Source organism: Eikenella longinqua (genome assembly GCF_001648355.1).
Taxonomy (GTDB): domain Bacteria; phylum Pseudomonadota; class Gammaproteobacteria; order Burkholderiales; family Neisseriaceae; genus Eikenella; species Eikenella longinqua.
In genome coordinates this window covers 152158-168404 of sequence record NZ_LXSL01000032.1, presented here as the reverse complement: position 1 = coordinate 168404, position 16247 = coordinate 152158, and the positions used below count along the sequence as shown (strand labels likewise).

Annotated in this window: 24 protein-coding genes; 15 read left to right on the top strand and 9 right to left on the bottom strand. The window is 55.7% G+C overall.

Annotation, left to right across the window (positions count from 1 at the left end):
- From A7P95_RS10740 to A7P95_RS11850, 6 genes are read right to left on the bottom strand one after another with little or no spacing between them, the layout of a single operon-like run.
- A complete protein-coding gene (locus A7P95_RS10740; RefSeq protein WP_082890809.1) occupies positions 1–3246 on the bottom strand; it encodes a TipJ family phage tail tip protein in 3246 nt (1081 codons plus the stop codon).
- A gap of 11 nt (positions 3247–3257) precedes the next feature.
- Positions 3258–4004: a tail assembly protein gene (locus A7P95_RS10735; protein ID WP_245636610.1), complete on the bottom strand. Its 747-nt coding sequence runs from the start codon at positions 4002–4004 to the stop codon at positions 3258–3260.
- 45 nt (positions 4005–4049) lie between these two features.
- Entirely contained in the window at positions 4050–4403 is a 354-nt protein-coding gene (locus A7P95_RS10730; RefSeq protein ID WP_067595207.1) for a hypothetical protein, read from the bottom strand.
- A complete protein-coding gene (locus tag A7P95_RS10725) occupies positions 4400–5170 on the bottom strand; it encodes a hypothetical protein (RefSeq protein WP_067595204.1) in 771 nt (256 codons plus the stop codon). Before A7P95_RS10725 ends, A7P95_RS10730 begins: the two co-directional genes overlap by 4 nt.
- Positions 5171–5190: 20 nt before the next feature.
- Entirely contained in the window at positions 5191–5925 is a 735-nt protein-coding gene (locus A7P95_RS10720; protein ID WP_245636609.1) for a C40 family peptidase, read from the bottom strand.
- Between the two features lies 1 nt (position 5926).
- On the bottom strand, positions 5927–6124 hold the full coding sequence (locus A7P95_RS11850; protein ID WP_156503596.1) for a hypothetical protein: 198 nt from the start codon (positions 6122–6124) through the stop codon (positions 5927–5929).
- Position 6125: 1 nt separating this feature from the next.
- Between A7P95_RS11850 and A7P95_RS10715 the strand changes: the two genes are divergently transcribed.
- Positions 6126–6704, top strand: coding sequence for a hypothetical protein (locus tag A7P95_RS10715; RefSeq protein WP_067595202.1), 579 nt, complete (start codon positions 6126–6128; stop codon positions 6702–6704).
- Here the strand turns inward: A7P95_RS10715 and A7P95_RS10710 are convergent, their stop codons facing one another.
- Positions 6705–7145: a phage minor tail protein L gene (locus A7P95_RS10710; RefSeq protein WP_082890808.1), complete on the bottom strand. Its 441-nt coding sequence runs from the start codon at positions 7143–7145 to the stop codon at positions 6705–6707.
- 28 nt (positions 7146–7173) lie between these two features.
- On the opposite strand from A7P95_RS10710, the gene A7P95_RS10705 reads away from it, so the two are divergent.
- From A7P95_RS10705 to A7P95_RS11835, 12 genes are read left to right on the top strand one after another with little or no spacing between them, the layout of a single operon-like run.
- Complete coding sequence (locus A7P95_RS10705) at positions 7174–8019, top strand: helicase-related protein (RefSeq protein WP_067595196.1); 846 nt, start codon at positions 7174–7176, stop codon at positions 8017–8019.
- The gene (locus A7P95_RS10700; RefSeq protein WP_067595193.1) at positions 7959–8831 is read left to right on the top strand and encodes a DNA-methyltransferase; all 873 of its coding nucleotides are present in this window, start codon (positions 7959–7961) and stop codon (positions 8829–8831) included. The genes A7P95_RS10705 and A7P95_RS10700 overlap by 61 nt, the downstream gene beginning before the upstream one ends.
- A 9-nt stretch (positions 8832–8840) precedes the next feature.
- Complete coding sequence (locus A7P95_RS10695; RefSeq protein ID WP_067595191.1) at positions 8841–9146, top strand: MazG-like family protein; 306 nt, start codon at positions 8841–8843, stop codon at positions 9144–9146.
- The gene (locus A7P95_RS12525) at positions 9143–9508 is read left to right on the top strand and encodes a DUF551 domain-containing protein (RefSeq protein ID WP_067595189.1); all 366 of its coding nucleotides are present in this window, start codon (positions 9143–9145) and stop codon (positions 9506–9508) included. Before A7P95_RS10695 ends, A7P95_RS12525 begins: the two co-directional genes overlap by 4 nt.
- Positions 9509–9535: 27 nt before the next feature.
- Entirely contained in the window at positions 9536–9745 is a 210-nt protein-coding gene (locus tag A7P95_RS10685) for a hypothetical protein (protein ID WP_067595186.1), read from the top strand.
- Between the two features lie 2 nt (positions 9746–9747).
- A complete protein-coding gene (locus tag A7P95_RS11845; RefSeq protein WP_156503534.1) occupies positions 9748–9978 on the top strand; it encodes a hypothetical protein in 231 nt (76 codons plus the stop codon).
- 2 nt (positions 9979–9980) lie between these two features.
- A complete protein-coding gene (locus A7P95_RS10680) occupies positions 9981–10409 on the top strand; it encodes a hypothetical protein (RefSeq protein WP_067595183.1) in 429 nt (142 codons plus the stop codon).
- On the top strand, positions 10406–10615 hold the full coding sequence (locus tag A7P95_RS10675; RefSeq protein WP_067595180.1) for a hypothetical protein: 210 nt from the start codon (positions 10406–10408) through the stop codon (positions 10613–10615). The genes A7P95_RS10680 and A7P95_RS10675 overlap by 4 nt, the downstream gene beginning before the upstream one ends.
- Before the next feature lie 34 nt (positions 10616–10649).
- Positions 10650–11003, top strand: a complete 354-nt coding sequence (locus A7P95_RS11840) for a DUF7694 domain-containing protein (RefSeq protein WP_156503595.1) — start codon at positions 10650–10652, stop codon at positions 11001–11003.
- Positions 10964–11308 carry a hypothetical protein gene (locus tag A7P95_RS10670; RefSeq protein ID WP_156503594.1) on the top strand — a complete coding sequence of 115 codons (345 nt, stop codon included), beginning with the start codon at positions 10964–10966 and terminating at the stop codon, positions 11306–11308. Before A7P95_RS11840 ends, A7P95_RS10670 begins: the two co-directional genes overlap by 40 nt.
- The gene (locus A7P95_RS10665) at positions 11277–11636 is read left to right on the top strand and encodes a hypothetical protein (RefSeq protein WP_245636608.1); all 360 of its coding nucleotides are present in this window, start codon (positions 11277–11279) and stop codon (positions 11634–11636) included. The genes A7P95_RS10670 and A7P95_RS10665 overlap by 32 nt, the downstream gene beginning before the upstream one ends.
- 13 nt (positions 11637–11649) lie before the next feature.
- On the top strand, positions 11650–11847 hold the full coding sequence (locus A7P95_RS11835) for a MerR family transcriptional regulator (RefSeq protein ID WP_156503593.1): 198 nt from the start codon (positions 11650–11652) through the stop codon (positions 11845–11847).
- Positions 11848–12045: 198 nt separating this feature from the next.
- Here A7P95_RS11835 and trpE read toward each other — a convergent pair whose 3' ends face one another.
- Both trpE and recA read right to left on the bottom strand, forming a co-directional pair.
- On the bottom strand, positions 12046–13524 hold the full coding sequence (gene trpE, locus A7P95_RS10660) for an anthranilate synthase component I (RefSeq protein ID WP_067595171.1): 1479 nt from the start codon (positions 13522–13524) through the stop codon (positions 12046–12048).
- A 124-nt stretch (positions 13525–13648) separates the two neighbouring features.
- Positions 13649–14734: a recombinase RecA gene (gene recA, locus A7P95_RS10655; protein WP_067595283.1), complete on the bottom strand. Its 1086-nt coding sequence runs from the start codon at positions 14732–14734 to the stop codon at positions 13649–13651.
- A gap of 145 nt (positions 14735–14879) precedes the next feature.
- Here recA and trmB point away from each other — a divergent pair, with 145 nt between their 5' ends.
- Positions 14880–15572: a tRNA (guanosine(46)-N7)-methyltransferase TrmB gene (trmB, locus tag A7P95_RS10650; protein WP_067595169.1), complete on the top strand. Its 693-nt coding sequence runs from the start codon at positions 14880–14882 to the stop codon at positions 15570–15572.
- 99 nt (positions 15573–15671) lie between these two features.
- Entirely contained in the window at positions 15672–16118 is a 447-nt protein-coding gene (locus tag A7P95_RS10645; RefSeq protein ID WP_067595166.1) for an META domain-containing protein, read from the top strand.
- The last annotated feature ends 129 nt before the right edge of the window (positions 16119–16247 follow it).

Sequence of the window (16247 nt, the reverse complement as noted above, 5' to 3'; positions counted from 1 at the left end):
TCAATCGCCCCAGTTGGTGAGCTTACCCACCCGCACCGTCACATGGCCTTTCTCGTTACGCACAATCAGGCCGCGATAATCCAACTGGGTGCCCACCTTGCTGTTTGGGTCGGAACGCAGTTGCGCCCCGTGCTCTTTAGTCACGATGAAGCGCCCATCCGCCATATGCAAGGTACCGCCCCGGATGTCCGGTGCTTCGATGGTTTGGTTGGCCTTGATGTGCCGCCCCAAAATCGAGCCGTCGGCAATTAAATCCCCGTTAAAGTAGGTTTTATCACCGGTTACGGTGAACATCGGCAATTTCTTGTTGTTCCACAGCACCAGCTTGTCAGCCTGAATCACTACCTCGGACTGACCGCTGGTACCGTCCGCCAACAGCGAGATACCGCCCACCACCTTAGTGCCGGTGCGGGTATCGGTGCTCACTTTCAACGTGTAGGCCGCGCTTAATTTGCCGTTTAAGTCGGCAAACGACTGCGCCACCTGCGTTACCGATGCTTTAGCTCCGGCCACTTCGCTTTCCACCGCCTGCACTTTCCGCGCCTGCGCTTCGGTTCGGGTGGTGAGGGTTTTCATCTCCTCGGCTACAGTGGCGATTTTGTCGCCGAACTGCGAACGAACGGCGTTGATGCGTTTGGATAACACATAATCCGCCTCGTTCATTTGGCTGTAAAAATCCCACTTGCCGGCCTGCTTGCCGGTATTACCGGCCATGCCGTTGTTGTTACCGGCCAAGTTGCCCACCAAGTTCAGCAACTCTTCCCCGGCGCCCGGCGCAAACTGCTCTTTGCCGATTTTGCCTTTCAGTTGTTCGAGCAGCAGGCTGGGGTCGTCGCTGCATACCCCGTCCACCGGCGCCGTCCATTCTCCGGCCAGCCCGGCGCTGTCCACCAAGCGCAGCCAGAAATACCAATGCTCACCGGTCTTGACGTTGGTAAGCTGGTAGTCGGTTTGCGGCGCAGGCAGTTTCGCCAGCGGCATTGCCTGATTAAAATTGTTGCTCCTACCGTAGCGGATTTCAGTGTGTGCTTCCGCCAGCAGCGGGCTGGGCAGCGTCCAATTTAGGCCGATGGCAAACAGCTTGGGCGTGGGCCGCACCCCGGTAATGGTGTAATTCAGGCTCCAAGCCTTTTCCAGCGGTTTAGACAACACGCCGCGCGCGGTGCGGCCGCGGATTTCGGCGCGGTAATCGCCGTTGGGCAGCCCTTGCAGGCTGATTTCGGCACTGGGCGCATCCGGAATATGCCGCCACAGCCGGCCGTCTTTAAAAATCTTGATGTCGTAGCTCACCACCTGCCCGTCGGCACTCAAATTCTCCCAGCTTAGGGTCAAATCCCGCCCGTTGGTCGATAAGTTACTGTTGCCGAGCTGCGGCTGGCGGCCGTATTTGGTGGTTGCCCCCGCTTCAAACAGCGCGCTGTTGTCCACCGCCGCGTATTTGGTCGGGTCATGCCGCAAGGCGGTAATGGTGTACGTGCCATCATCGGTATTTTCCTTGATGCTTACCGCCCGATACTGGCGCGGCACCACCTTGCCGGACAAAGCCCAATGGTCGTCGTAACCCAGCCCTGACGGGTCGCCATCCAACAGCAGCTGATTAGGCTGCGGCTGGGAAACCACTTTCAGGCTGTAATGCTTCGGTACCGTTTCGCCTTGCGCATTCTGCTCGAGCGCAAGGTATTGGAACCACCAACCGGCAAGGTTTTCCGTGATGGTGCGGTCAAGAGTAACCACCCGGCCGCTCACCGCCAACACCTGCCCGCCCAACTGCGCGCCGGCAAAGTGGTTGTCCGCGATTTGGATAATGTCGTAGGGCAGGTGCTTCAGCCCTTCGCGCCCCACGGTAAACGACACCGCATCCTGCTGGCGCAGCCCGGTTTGCAGTATCCATTGCCCGTAACGCACCGCCTGCCCGCGTGTGGTGCAGCCGAACGCGGTTACCGACTGGATATTCAGGCCGTAACGCGCCACTGCCTCCGCATCGGCCACATACTCGGTCTTGCTGCGGTAGCTGTCGTATTTGTCGGCAAAGCGCACCAACACGGCGGTATAGGTGGATTTCAGCGCCACGCCGTTGTAGGCAAACTGCCCGTCCACCACATTGCTGTTGTCGTACTGCGCCACCGGGTCGCCGCCCTGATCCAACAATACCGACAGCTGGTTGCCGTTCCACAGCGGCATACCACAAAAGGCGCTCGCCAGTTCGGTGAGCAGTTCGCCTGCCTGCCGCCGGTCGGTCAGGTAGGCATTGCAGGTAAAGCGCGGCTCCAGCCCGCCGAAGCCGTCCGGCACCATCTCATCACAATAACGGGCTACCTGATACAGGCTCCATTTATCGATGTCTTCCGGCGCCAGACGCAAGGCCAGCGATGAATAGCGCTCTTGTTGTACCAAATCGTAAAGCACCCAGGCCGGGTTATTCGTCCAAGCCGTTTTAAAGCTGCCATCCCACAGCCCGGTATAAGCGCGGGTTTCCGGGTCGTAATTAGAGGGCACTTGCACCTCGATGCCGCGAATCAGGTAATTGCGGCGCGGATTCTGCCCGCCGAACTGGTCGGAATCGATGCTCAAAGCCGCCAGCGCGGTAAACGGGTAGCACAGTTTGGCATCCGTAATCTCTACGTAACTGGCAAAAAAAGTGCTGTTTTGAATTTTGTCGCTGGTGCTGTCCGGTGTGGGGCGTGAAACCTTGATGGAAAACGGCGCCTTCGGCAGCCGGTCGAACACCTCGTCATGGTAAAACGCGCCGCTGCCCTTCTCGGTAAAATTCACCTGCCGATGTTGTTGCACGCCGTCATCGTTCACCAGCTGGATAATCAATGCCGTATCTGCCGCCAGCGTATCGCCGTTATCCTGTATCGCCGCATTGCGCTCCACCCCCACCGTGACCCGCAATCGGGTCGGGCCGCCGTCGGATACGGTGCGGATAACCGGGCTTTGATTTTTCACCGGATTAGACACCGATACCGTGCGCTCCACGCTCTCCCAGCCCGGAATATAGGATTGGTCGGGCGTGCCGCGCTGGAATACCGCCGTTACGCCCTTAAAGTTGTAGCTGCCGTCCGGATTCTGCACCGGCGTATCGTTGAAGAACACGCTTTTAAACGGCGCATCGTTGCCGTTGGCAAACCCGGCCACCACCCCTTCGCTGATTACGTCCACGATGCGCAGCATCTGTGCCGAAGACAACTTATTCGGTGCTTCATACGGCGTGCGAGCGCCGCCACCGCTTTTCTGCCCACCCATGGCCCTTACTCCTAATTCTGCTGCAGTGCCGCCGTGTAATTGCGGGCGCGCACCGAATCATCATTAAAATCCGTGTCGTAATACTGCCCGTTCGGCGCTTTCGCCGCCTGCCCGGCAATCGGCGTTCTCACCAGCCGCAGGGTAACGTCCGCCGCCGTCGGGTTTTGCAGCACCGGGTCGCCGTCGGTATCCACCCGGCGCGACACCACACCCTGCGATGCCACCCGGCTGCCGCAATACACCTCGCCGTAAGCCAGCGGCACCGGCTGGCCCTGCACCGCCGTGTTGTCCAAATTGGAAAACGCCGTATTGCGCCCGGCCTTCTGGCCGCGCTGCTCATTGTCCAATTTCGGCGGCCGCGCCAACATCTGCGCAATCCCGCCCGCCACCAAACCCACACCGGCGCTCATCAATGCCCCGGCTGCCGCCCAGCCGAACGGGTTCCACCACGCGAACGCAATCAACACCACACCGGCGATAATCTGCCCCGCCTTGCCCGCACCCTGAATGCGCGGCACGATGTGCAAAATCCCGCTTTCAGGCTGCCTGAATTCGTGCTCCAGTTCCGCCTCGCAGAAATCGTGTCCGTTGAAGCGCACTTGATAAAAGCCGCTGCCTAAAATCTCCCGAAAGCCGGGCAGTTGGACAAGCAGCGCCCGCAGCGCATCCGCCGGGCTGGCAGCGTGCAAATCAAAACGGCGGCCGTATTCGCGCAGGCCTCCGTGCAAGCAAACTGTAATCATATATACGATACTCAAATAAAAAAGCTCCGCGAGCCCGGAGCTTTTATCGGTTGAAATCTGTTATTTCAATTCATTAAACACGCTTTCGGCGCGTCTTAACGCCTGTACTGCCTCATTTGAATAAATATTCTTATCCAAATGGTAATCTGCTTGAGTGCGTTTACGCTTCAGTTTCTTCAGTAGGTCGGCAACCACTAATAAAGCTTCACCACCTTGCCGTTCAAAATAGAAAATCAGGTTGCTATGCGTGCTACCAGCTTCTTTATAGTCGTATTGGTAGCCATCCTTTACCGCATACTCCAATGCTTTGTGCATGGCCGCGTAATATGCGCGGCCGATACACACCCGATCTTCTATCTCGTTATTGCGTGGCAGGGAGCGGGCGAAATCAAGAAAATCCTGCGCCTGTATCATAAATTTGCACCCGCCAATTCACAGCCGATAACCAGTTTGGATAAATCCAAGTCATGCTCCAGCGCATAGCGCACTTTGGCGCGCGAGATTGCGATATCGCAATCTGCCACTGCTTCAGGATCAGAATCAGGAATAGCCAGCAGTGTTAGGTAGGCGATATTATCGTCAGTATCTATTCTGTCGGCGGAATGGAACAGATTAAATTGCTTCATAACGCGCCCGGCCTCTACCAGAAGCCCCCTCAGATGCTCCTCAGCAACCCCGGATGCAGATAACGCCATAATTATTTCACGTTCTTCTTTCACATTTTTCCCTAATCTTTCCAAACGATCAGTAATTCTGCTCATCAGGTTCAGCTGTCCAGTAAAACAGCTGCGGTTGAAGCAGGCATATAACCGTTCCGGCATATCACCGGCCAAACTGAAAAGGCGTTCCGCTAGTGCATAAGCTTGTTCACGCCGATGCAGTCTGGCGAGCGAATTAAAAAGAAACGCATCCACCACATAAGCGTCATGTGGGCATTGCCGGGCAATATCAAACTTTTTCTCTGCTGCCGATAGTTTCTGATCATCTGTCAAATTATCGTAAAACACAGCCAACGCGCCTAAAGTAACGTAACCAATATAGGCTTCAGATGTATTAAACAATTTCTTCGCTTCATCTGTCAGACGCGCGAGCTTAAAAGGTTTTAGATGCGAAACATAATAGGCTGCATCTAACTCCTTGCTTAAATCGGAAGCAATAGTTTGTGGCTGGATAATTTTCATGTGCCGCATTCTAGCACATGCTAACCACGACACGCCAAATCATTCAGCACCGCCTGCAACATCTCAGGCCGCCATTGCCGGTGCCGCCAAATACTGTGCGTGTGCCGTTGCCAATAAGGCCCGTAGCCATCACGGCGGCTTAATTGGCCGAAAGCATGGTGCAGCATTTCGCCGTTGCCCAAATACAGCAGCACATGCGAAGCCAGCCCGTCGAATTCGGTCAATACCACATCGCCCGGCTGTAAATCGCGCACCCGGTAAAACCCCGCCGCTTCGGCCAGCGCCAAGAAGCGCCCCTGCGCCGCGTCGTCGTCGATTTGGCCGCGCCGCACTGACGGCAGGTCAATCCCCGCCAGATGGTAGGCATCCGCCAGCAGGCTGTAGCAGTCGGCGCGCCCGTAATCAAACACCCGCCCGCGCAGGTGCGGCACGGGTTCAAACACTTTCAGGCTGCCCGACACCGCCAACACCCACGGCAGGCCGAATTCCGCCTGCGCCTGCCGGTCGGCACCCGACAACCACGGCTCGCCCTGCGGGTGCGAATGCACGATGGCGATGACCTTACCTACATCCAAGGCACAAAGCCAATCAGCCCCTGAAATTTCAAAGCGCTCGGTCGGCTCGGCCGCCGCGTTGCCGCAGCGCCGGTACAGTTGTTTCCGCCCGGCCTGCAGCACCAGGCCGCAGCATTCGCGCGGCGCTTCTTTTTCTGCGTGCGCCAAAATCTCCGCCTGCACGTTTTTAGTCAGTTTCATATCAGGCAGCCTTCCCGTCCCCGGTAATGGTAAAACCGATGTTGCTTGGCAGCAGGCGTGCCAAATCAAGATTGCCCGCCACCGTGGTTTTGCAGCCGTTTTTATCGTAATAAAATACCGCTTCGCCCTGTTCTGACTCCAGCATCAGCATCAGATTTCCAGTTTGGTTATTCAGAATAATATTCAAGGATTTAATCATTATGACTGCCTCGCCGTTCAATTTTGAAATGTTTATAGAGCATCTTCCGGTCACATCCATAGAAAGGATGGAATTGGTCAAGTCGGCATTAAGCACCCTTGATGTGATTGGCTCGGTTTTACGTACCCATTTAGCAGCGGAGCAAATCATCGAAGCATGGATTTATGCCGCCTGTAACCGTGCCAATTTTTTTGCTAACACCTCAACCATCTTTGCCGCCAAACGCAAAATTGCCGTAAACCTCGGCTTGCCGAATGCAGTATCCGAGCTGTTCCACAACGTTGCCAGAATCAGAAACCGCTTTGCGCATAACCAATCCGTCACCGAGATTGATGCCGAACTGGTGGCTAAAATCAAAGAACAGTTATTTTCGCTTATGCCGGAATGGCGGCATGACCCAGACATCGGCATTACCTTCTTCCGTAAAGATGGAAGCACCGAGTTTGAAGCGAGATTGAATGACCCAAACCAGCCGCCACACGTTATGCTCGCCATGATCGTGTCTTTTGTGGCTTTGTTCTTAGCAAACAAGACAAAAGAAAAGCATCTATCTATAAAGCCTTGCAGCTACCCGTGCTAATCATGCGCTCAAGGTTTTATCCACCCCCACAAAGCCGCCGAACGGCAGCGCCGCATCCGCGCCGTGCCGCGCCTGGCAGCCGAGAAGCTGGTGGCTGCATTCGTCCTTCAGCGGGTCGGAAGTGGGCATATTGAAGCGGTCGGCCACCGGCTTGCCCTTGTAGCCGCAGGCCTCGCCGCGATAAGCAAACGGGCAGTAATCGTGCAGCATCAGCCGCGCCGGAATCACCGCCCCGTCCGCTTCCGAAGGAGCGGCCAGCTCGAACTGCGCCGATTCGGCGGTAAGCGACACCATCCGCTCCACCAGATACTTGCTCACGATTTCCTGCGCCGGGTCGGCCTGCGGGTTGCCTTGCGCGAAGTTGGCGGCATCCAGAAAGCGGGCATACGTCTGCCGGCGCCATACTTCCGCGCCGATCAGCTGGCCGAACTGCTCGGATATCCACGTGGCTTTTTACTTGGAGAACCCCATGCAAGTAACCCTCTACCAATGCGCCGACGACATCCGCGCCGTTCTCGATGCCCACTTCGACAACGAAACAGAAGCCGCCGACACCCTCGAAGCCGTTATCGGCCAGTTTGAAGTTAAAGCCCAAGCCGTATCCGATATTGACCACGCCAACGAGCGTGGCTTTTTATTCCCGGTGGAAGCCACCGAAATGCAGGATAGGCGGGATGCCCGCCGCCGTTCGATTACCCAGCGCGTAGTCGAGTGCGTCCGGCTCGTGTCCGAATCGAGCGAAAAATGGCTGGTTTGGTGCGACCTCAACGCCGAGCAAGACGCGCTTGAGGATGCTTTCCAGCAAGCCGGTATCAGCGTGGCATCGATTCGCGGCAGCACCGACCTAGAAGAGCGGCTGGAATTAGAGCAGTCATGGCGGCTTGGCGAAACCCAAGTGCTGTTATCCAAAGGCAGCATCTTCGGATTCGGCATGAACTGGCAGCATTGCCGCAATATGGCATTTGTCGGCGTAACCGACAGCTACGAAGCCTATTATCAATCCGTGCGCCGCTGTTGGCGTTTTGGGCAAAGCAAAGAGGTATTTGTCCACATCATCGCCAGCGAAGAAGAAGGCAGCGTGGTAGCCAACATCAAGCGCAAAGAGCGCGATGCCAAAGCTATGGCAGACGAGCTTTCAGCCGCCACCGGAGAGGCGGTGAAAGAATCCGTCATCGGGCAACAACGAATTTTTAATCCATACCAGCGCAACGAAGCCATGCGGCTGCCGGGCTGGTTAATCAGCGAGAACCAAACATGGACATCATCAAACAACAATCAGGCGATAACTGGAGCTTGTACAACGGCGACTGCGTAGAGGTAGTCAGCGGGCTGCCGAGCCAATCCATCGACTATTCGATTTTCAGCCCCCCGTTTGCCAGCCTCTACACCTACAGCAACAGCCCGCGCGATATGGGCAACTGCCGCAGCGATGCCGAGTTCTTCGAGCATTTTTCCTACCTCGTAGCCGAGCTGGCGCGGGTGATGAAGCCGGGCAGAAACGTGTCATTCCACTGCATGCAGCTCCCCACCAGCAAGGAGCGGGATGGCTATATCGGGTTGAAAGACTTCCGAGGCGAGTTAATCCGCTGCTTCCAACAGCACGGCTTTATCTATGCCAGCGAAGTCGTCATCTGGAAAGACCCCGTTACCGCCATGCAGCGCACTAAAGCACTCGGGCTGCTGCATAAAACCGTGCGCACGAATGCCAGCATGTGCCGCCAAGGCATCCCTGATTATCTGATTACCATGCGCACCCCCGGCGACATCACCGATAAAGTCATCCACAACCCAGAACAATACCCCGTGGATAAATGGCAAAAAGTCGCCAGCCCGATATGGATGGACATTGACCCATCTGACACGCTGCAATATCGCAGCGCAAGAGAGCATGACGATGAAAGGCATATCTGCCCACTGCAATTAGACGTAATCCGCAGGGGCGTGGACTTATGGACAAACCCCGGCGATATCGTGCTATCCCCATTTGTCGGCATTGGTTCAGAAGGCTTTGTAGCCTTAGAGATGGGGCGCAGGTTTATCGGCGCGGAATTGAAAGAAAGCTATTTCAATCAAGCTGTGCAGAATTTAGCCAACGCATCCAAACAGGGCGATTTATTCGTTGCATAAGGAGCAACCATGAAAACATTTACCCAAATCCGCGAATGGGCAGAAGCCCGCAACCTTATCGCAGGCAGCGACAGTTTCCGACAGCTGGCCAAGCTCGTAGAAGAGACCGGCGAACTGGCCGCCGATATTTCCCGTGGCCGCCCGCGCCGCCGTATCGCCGACAGCATCGGCGATTGCGCGGTGGTGCTCACCATCCTTGCCGCCCAGAACGGCCTGAAAATTGAGGACTGCATCGCCCAAGCCTATGACGAAATCAAAGACCGGCGCGGCGTGATGAAAGACGGCGTGTTTGTGAAAGAGGAAGATGTGCAATGACCCCCGAAAGAATCGAACAAGAGCGCAACGCGTTTGAAGGATGGTTCTACGAGAACATATGCGGCATACAATTGCCTCTTAATAAATCCGAAATTGGACGTTATTGCAATTTCTACACAGAAGATATGTTTACCGCATGGTGCGCCGCGAAAAGCCATGCAGAGCAATCCGAATGGATAAGTGTGAAGGATAGGCTGCCTGAAAGCAGCAAAAGATATTTAACCTTCAGTTCTTTCTACATGCGAATCGTTACTGCCTATTACAGCGTAGACAGAAGGATGTGGTTAGGAGTATGCCGTACTGACGGAATCACGCATTGGCAACCGTTCCCCGCCCCGCCCACCACAAACCCCGCCGCGTAATGCGGCTTTAATTTTGGAGATTGAATCATGGAAAACTTATTCAGCCAGCCGATGCGGGTATCAATTAATCTTGTCGGATTGGACGGCGACGCTTTTGCGTTGATGGGCAAATTTCAAAAGAATGCCCGCCGCCAAGGTTGGGAACGCGAAGAAATCAAAAAGGTTTTAAATGAATGTACCAGCGGGGATTATAACCATCTTCTCTGCGTATTGATGGCTCATACGGAGGCCGTGTAAAAATGGCACTATTTCATTTTGGGACAATCGCTGTTGATTTCAGCAAATACGCAGGAACTTATGTTCGCATACAAGTAAGTCGTAATGATGTAATTGCAACCCTGCGACACGTTAATGTTGAAGGGGATTCGTATTTGTCTAAATTGGAACAAAACGATGTGGTTTCGGCTATTGAAATGGCAACATTGATGAATGTTCCCGTAGAAATTGAAAGTATTGAACAAGGGGTCTGAAAATGACAGCACATAAACACGCAGCATTGATGCTGCAATACGCACAAGATGCCGCCGAAACGGATACTCCGTGGGAGCGGTGGGAAACTTCGGAATCGAAAACCAAAATAGGCGATGAATGGGTGCAAGACTGGGAGGATTTGACCGAGAATCCAGACTGGCACCCAGATGTAGGATACCGCCGCAAGCCACAAGTAACCCGTGTAGGGCGGCATGAGTTCCCGAGACCCGTCAGTCGTGGATTATCCGAAATGGACAAATTCTACATGGTTATTCAGCGTACCGATGCATTTGAGGCAAAACGCTGCGTATGGGCAAGCACTAAGCAAGACATGGATGCTCTCGAAGCAGGATTCATTCATCTGTCCCGTGAAGCCGCCCAAGCCCACGCCGATGTATTGAACGCAATCTGTAGAGGAGATGTGGAATGAAATTATGGCTCATTGATATTATCCACGCCATAGACGGCATAGCCAATGCCGTCTTTTTGTTTTGGTCTGTGTACTACGCGGTGCACATGATTAAATTTCATACCATCCCCGGGCTGAAATTCCGCTATAGATTGATGTATGCCCTGTCTATTTTGGGCGTGTTATTTATCCCAAGTAAAGCCACGTTGGAGATATTGATTCACTAGGCCGCCTTCGGGCGGTTTTGATTTTGGAGAAAAAATGCGATCAGAATATCCGGAAAAGTACAGAGTGCAAAGAGCACCTTGGTTATCCAAGAAAGGAGATAGAAACGGTTTATTCCATTTGCCGTACATCAAAGGCAAAAAACGTGAAGTATTGAACGTAATGGTAGGAGTTGGTCTGGGGTGGGAACATGTTAGTGTAAGCCTTCCACATCGTTGCCCAACTTGGGAAGAAATGGACTACGTAAAACGTAAATTTTGGAATGATGATGAAGTGGTAATGCAGCTACATGTGGCGGCAGAAAACCATGTGAGCCTACATCCATACTGTTTGCATCTGTGGCGACCGATGTGGCAAATCATTCCGTTGCCAGAAAAAATAATGGTTTAACTTTGGAGATTGAAATGGAGAGACTGACTCGCAAACAGCTTCACGAAAAAGTGAAAGCCGAATGGGAAGATATTGCCCAGTTCCAGTGGTTTGGCACACCGTTCGCCTGGGTGGATGCCGAGTGTACTCAGAAATCCCCTGCTCTACACGCGAATGACCTGGGGTTGTGGGTATTCAGCCAACCTGACGACCCATTTATCGTAACGCGGGCAACCCTGCTTGAGTTACATGATGCGTGTATTTCCGCTAAAGCATGGATACGGGAGAACGTGAATGGGGCGGAACAGAAAAAAGAAACCGTCTAAACCCTATCGCGGCTACTGCACCTTCCCTTTGGTGGGTGCGGATACCTACCCCGAATTCCAGGAAGCGGCAGAGATGTTCGGCGACTTTGCCGACCCCGTGAAACGCAAGCGCATCTTTGACAAACCGCGCAAATACCGCTTCGAGATTTGGCTGAAGATACACGACAAGCCGGAATACGAAATCCGCGAAGCAAGGATAACGAGCGAAGGCGTAACCCGTGAGAACCTTAGCCGGATATTGTACGAAGTAGCTATGCAAGGCTTGCGCGAATTAGACGGGCTGGAAGAAGTGGACGGCGAGCAGTCCATCATCAAGATTATTATTTGATTGGAGATTTAAAATGGATGGATATATTCCGTTGCCAGAAGTAAAAAAACTTTGGACAATACCCGGCAAGAAACCACCAAGCACCCCGACAATCTGGCGTTATCGCCGCCAAGGGAAAATTCCCGCGCCGATTCAGTTAGGCCGCGACAACCTGTATAATCAGGCTGATGTTATCCGGATGCGTGATGAATTTCTGCACGGACAAAGATGAATTTTCATGGTATTTTTTATGGTACTTCAATATTTAATTGCATGAAAATATATATAAATCATTATGTTAAAATGCTAACTCCATCTCACCGCTTCCGCCAAATTGAGAAAACCCTTCGTTGCGAAACGAAGGGTTTTTGTTTGCCCGCCCTATTTTTAAGGCTACCTGAAAACTATTTTTCAGGTAGCCTTTCTGCCGCTATCCGTCCAGCCCCTGCTGCACCATCTCGGCGGCGTGCAATACGGCGCGGGCTTTGTTTTGCGTTTCCTGCCACTCGGCGTCTTCTTCGGAATCGGCCACGATGCCGCCGCCGCTTTGCACGTAGAGCGTGCCGTTTTTAATCACGGCGGTGCGGATGGCGATGGCCAAGTCCATGTCTTGATTGAAGCTCCAGTTGCCCACGGCGCCGCCGTAGATGCAGCGTTTGGCGGGCTCGAGCTCTTCGATGATTTCCAGCGCGCGCATTTTGGGGGCGCCGGAAAGCGTGCCGGCTGGGAAGGTGGCGGCGAGGATTTCCATATTGCCCACGCCGGGCTTGAGCTCGCCTTCCACGTTGGACACGATGTGCATCACGTGCGAATAGCGCTCGATCACCATTTTGTCGGTTACTTTCACGCTGCCGGTTTGGCTGATGCGCCCCACGTCGTTGCGGCCGAGGTCGATGAGCATGACGTGTTCGGCGGTTTCTTTTTCGTCGGCCAAAAGCTCGGCGGCGTGGGCGGCGTCTTCGGCGGGGGTGGCGCCGCGCAGGCGGGTGCCGGCGATGGGGCGCACGGTAACGCTGTTTTGCTCGCGCCGCACGAGGATTTCGGGCGAGGAGCCGACCACGTGGAAATCGCCGAAGTCGTAGTAAAACAGATAGGGCGAGGGATTGAGCGTGCGCAGGGCGCGGTAGAGGCTGAGGGGCTTGTCGGCGAAGGGCAGGCTCATGCGCTGGCTGGGCACCACCTGCATGCAGTCGCCTTCCAAAATATATTGGCGGATGCGGCGTACGTATTCTTTATAGCGCGCTTCGCCGGTTTCGTGCTGCGGCCGGGTGGGCAGGCTGCCGAGGGAGAGCGGCAGGGCCACGCTTTGGCGCAGCTGTTCGCGCAATTCTTCCAGCCGCGCGCGGGCTTTCAGGTAGCCTGCTTCGTCTTCGGCGGGGTCGGCATACACGATGAGGTGGATTTTGCCGCTGAGGTTGTCTACCACGGCGAGCTCTTTGGAGAGCATGAGCAGGATGTCGGGCGTGCCGACGGGGTCGGCTTTCGCGGGCTGTTTGAGGCGGTGGGCGATGTGCTCGAAGTGGTAGATGGTTTCGTAGCCGAAGTAGCCCACCAAGCCGCCGATAAAGCGCGGCAGGCCGGGGATTTCGGGCACTTGGTAGCGGGCGTGAAACTGCTCGATGAAGGGCAGCGGGTTGCCGTCGTGTTGTTCGACAATCCGGCCGTTTTCATACACATCCACATGGCGGCCGCTGGCTTTCAGATAGGTGCGGCAGGGCAGGCCGATAAAGGAATAGCGGCCGAAACGCTCGCCGCCCACCACGGATTCGAGCAGGTAGCTGACGGGGCGGTTGGCAAGCCTGAGGTAGATCGAGAGCGGGGTGTCCAAATCGGCCAGCAGCTCTTGCACCAGCGGGATGCGGTTGTAGCCGGCGGCGGCTTGTTTGCGGAATTGTTGCAGGGTGATCATGGTGTTTGGGAATGTGGGGATAGGAGGAAGGCTACCTGAAAAATTGAAGGCTACCTGAAAAATCACACAAAAGGCTACCTGAAAACCTTGTGCCAAGCATTTTCAGGTAGCCTTTATCACGCGCTTACTCTTCGGGCTGCTCGCCGTCGGTTTCGTCGCGCTGACCTTCGGTGATTTCGATATTGATGCCGACTTCCTGGCGGATTTTCGCTTCGATTTCGGCGGCCACTTCGGGGTTTTCCTTCAGCCACACGCGCACGTTGTCTTTGCCTTGGCCGATTTTGTCGCCGTTGTAGCTATACCATGCGCCGGATTTTTTGATGATGCCGATTTTGTCACCCCAGTCGATCAGCTCGCCTTCGCGGCTCACGCCCTCACCGTAGAGAATATCGAACTCGGCCTGGCGGAACGGCGGGGCAACCTTGTTTTTAATCACTTTCACGCGGGTTTCGTTGCCCAGGATGTCGTCGCCCTTCTTAATCTGGCCGATGCGGCGGATGTCGAGGCGCACGGAGGCATAGAACTTGAGCGCGTTGCCGCCGGTGGTGGTTTCCGGGCTGCCGAACATCACGCCGATCTTCATGCGGATTTGGTTGATGAACACCACCAAAGTGTTGGTTTTCTTAATGTGGCCGGTGAGCTTGCGCAAGGCCTGGCTCATCAGGCGGGCTTGCAGGCCCACGTGGCTGTCGCCCATTTCGCCTTCGATTTCCGCCTTGGGCACCAGCGCCGCCACGGAATCGATCACCACCATGTCCACGCCGCCGGAGCGCACCAGCATATCGCAGATTTCCAGCGCCTGCTCGCCCGTGTCCGGCTGCGACACCATCAGCTCTTCCACCTTCACGCCCAGCTTGCGCGCGTAAATCGGGTCGAAGGCGTTTTCCGCATCGATGAAGGCGCACACGCCGCCGTTTTTCTGGCACTGCGCGATGGTTTCCAAACACAGCGTGGTTTTGCCGGAAGACTCCGGCCCGAAGATTTCCACAATGCGCCCGCGCGGCAACCCGCCCACGCCCAGCGCCAAATCCACGCCCAGCGAGCCGGTGGACACCACTTCCAAGTTTTCATCCTGGTGGCTGCCGTCCATCTTCATGATGGCGCCTTTGCCGAAATTCTTTTCAATCTGCGCCAGCGCCGCAGCCAGCGCCTTGGCCTTGGATTCTGCCGGCGACAGGTCTTTATCTGCCTTGCTCTTTGCTTCTGCCATAATCATTCCCTAATATCTGAAGTGTGAATAAATCGGGCGGATTATCGCACAAAGCACCGCCGCTGTGTTCGCCTTGCCGCCGCCGAAACTTGAGCGCCCCGCCCGATGCTGGCAATATAGTACTATTTTCACGCCCGCACCGAATATGAGCACCTCCAATCCCCAGCAAGCACACCCGCGCAGCATCAAATCCTTCGTGCTGCGCCAAGGCCACATGACCCCCGCCCAACAGCGCGCCATCGACGAAAACTGGCCGCGCTTCGGCCTCGACTTCCAAAACGCGCCCCTCAATTTAAACGCCGCCTTCGGCCGCGCAGCCCCCAAAATTCTCGAAATCGGCTTCGGCATGGGCACCGCCACCGCCGAAATCGCCCAAAGGCTACCTGAAAAAGACTTCCTCGCCATCGACGTGCACGGCCCAGGCGTGGGCAATTTGTGCAAACTCATCGCCGAGCAGGGCATCACCAACATCCGCGTGATGCGGCATGACGCCGTGGAAGTGGTGGAAACCATGCTGGCCGAAGGCAGCCTGGCCGGCATCCACATCTTCTTCCCCGACCCCTGGCACAAAAAACGCCACCACAAACGCCGCCTCATCCAGCCCCCCTTCGTGGCCAAACTGCTGCCCAAGCTCCAAAGCGGCGGCTATCTCCACCTGGCAACCGATTGGGAAGAATATGCCGCCCAAATGCTCGAAGTGCTCGGCAGCTTCCCCGAGCTGCAAAACACCGCCGAAACCTACGCCCCCACCCCCGCCTACCGCCCCGAAACTAAATTCGAAGCCCGCGGCAAACGCCTCGGCCACGGCGTGTGGGATCTGGTGTTCACCAAACGCTGACCAACCGACACGCACACATCCAACGATTACCCCCGGGCAAACCAAAAGCTTGCCCGGGCTTCAAACCGTGTTTTTTGTTCACCCGAAAGGAGATACACCATGAAACCGATTTACCTCGCCGCCCTCCTGCTCGCCGCCTGCGCCGCGCACCCCGCCGATTCCGCAGCCAACGCGCCCGCGTCCTCCGCCCCGCCCGCCGCGCAGGCCGAACAGCCGCCGCTGGCCGGCCAATGGCGCATCACCCGCATCGGCCAAACCCGCCCCGCCCCCCGCAGCCTGCTGCGCTTCAACCCCGAAGCCCAACGCTTCAACGCCAACGTCGGCTGCAACACCTTGGGCGGCAGCTACCAACAACAAGGCCACTCCTTGAGCTTCGGCCCGGCCTTCACCACCCTGATGGGCTGCCCGCAAGCCATCCACCTGCAAGAGCGCCGGCTTGCCGAAAACGTGCTGCCCAACGTGGCCGCCTACCGCCTCGCCAACGGCCGGCTGGAGCTGCTCGACAGCGCCAACCGCGTCTTGCTGCAAGCCGTGCCCAAACGTTAGCCTGCCAAGCGTGATCGGCCGATAAAAAGGCTACCTGAAATGAGCAACGCGGATTCCTGCGAAGCCAAAATTTTCAGGTAGCCTTTTGCCGTGCCGCGAGCAGGCCGTTTGCACTTCCTTGCAAACCGC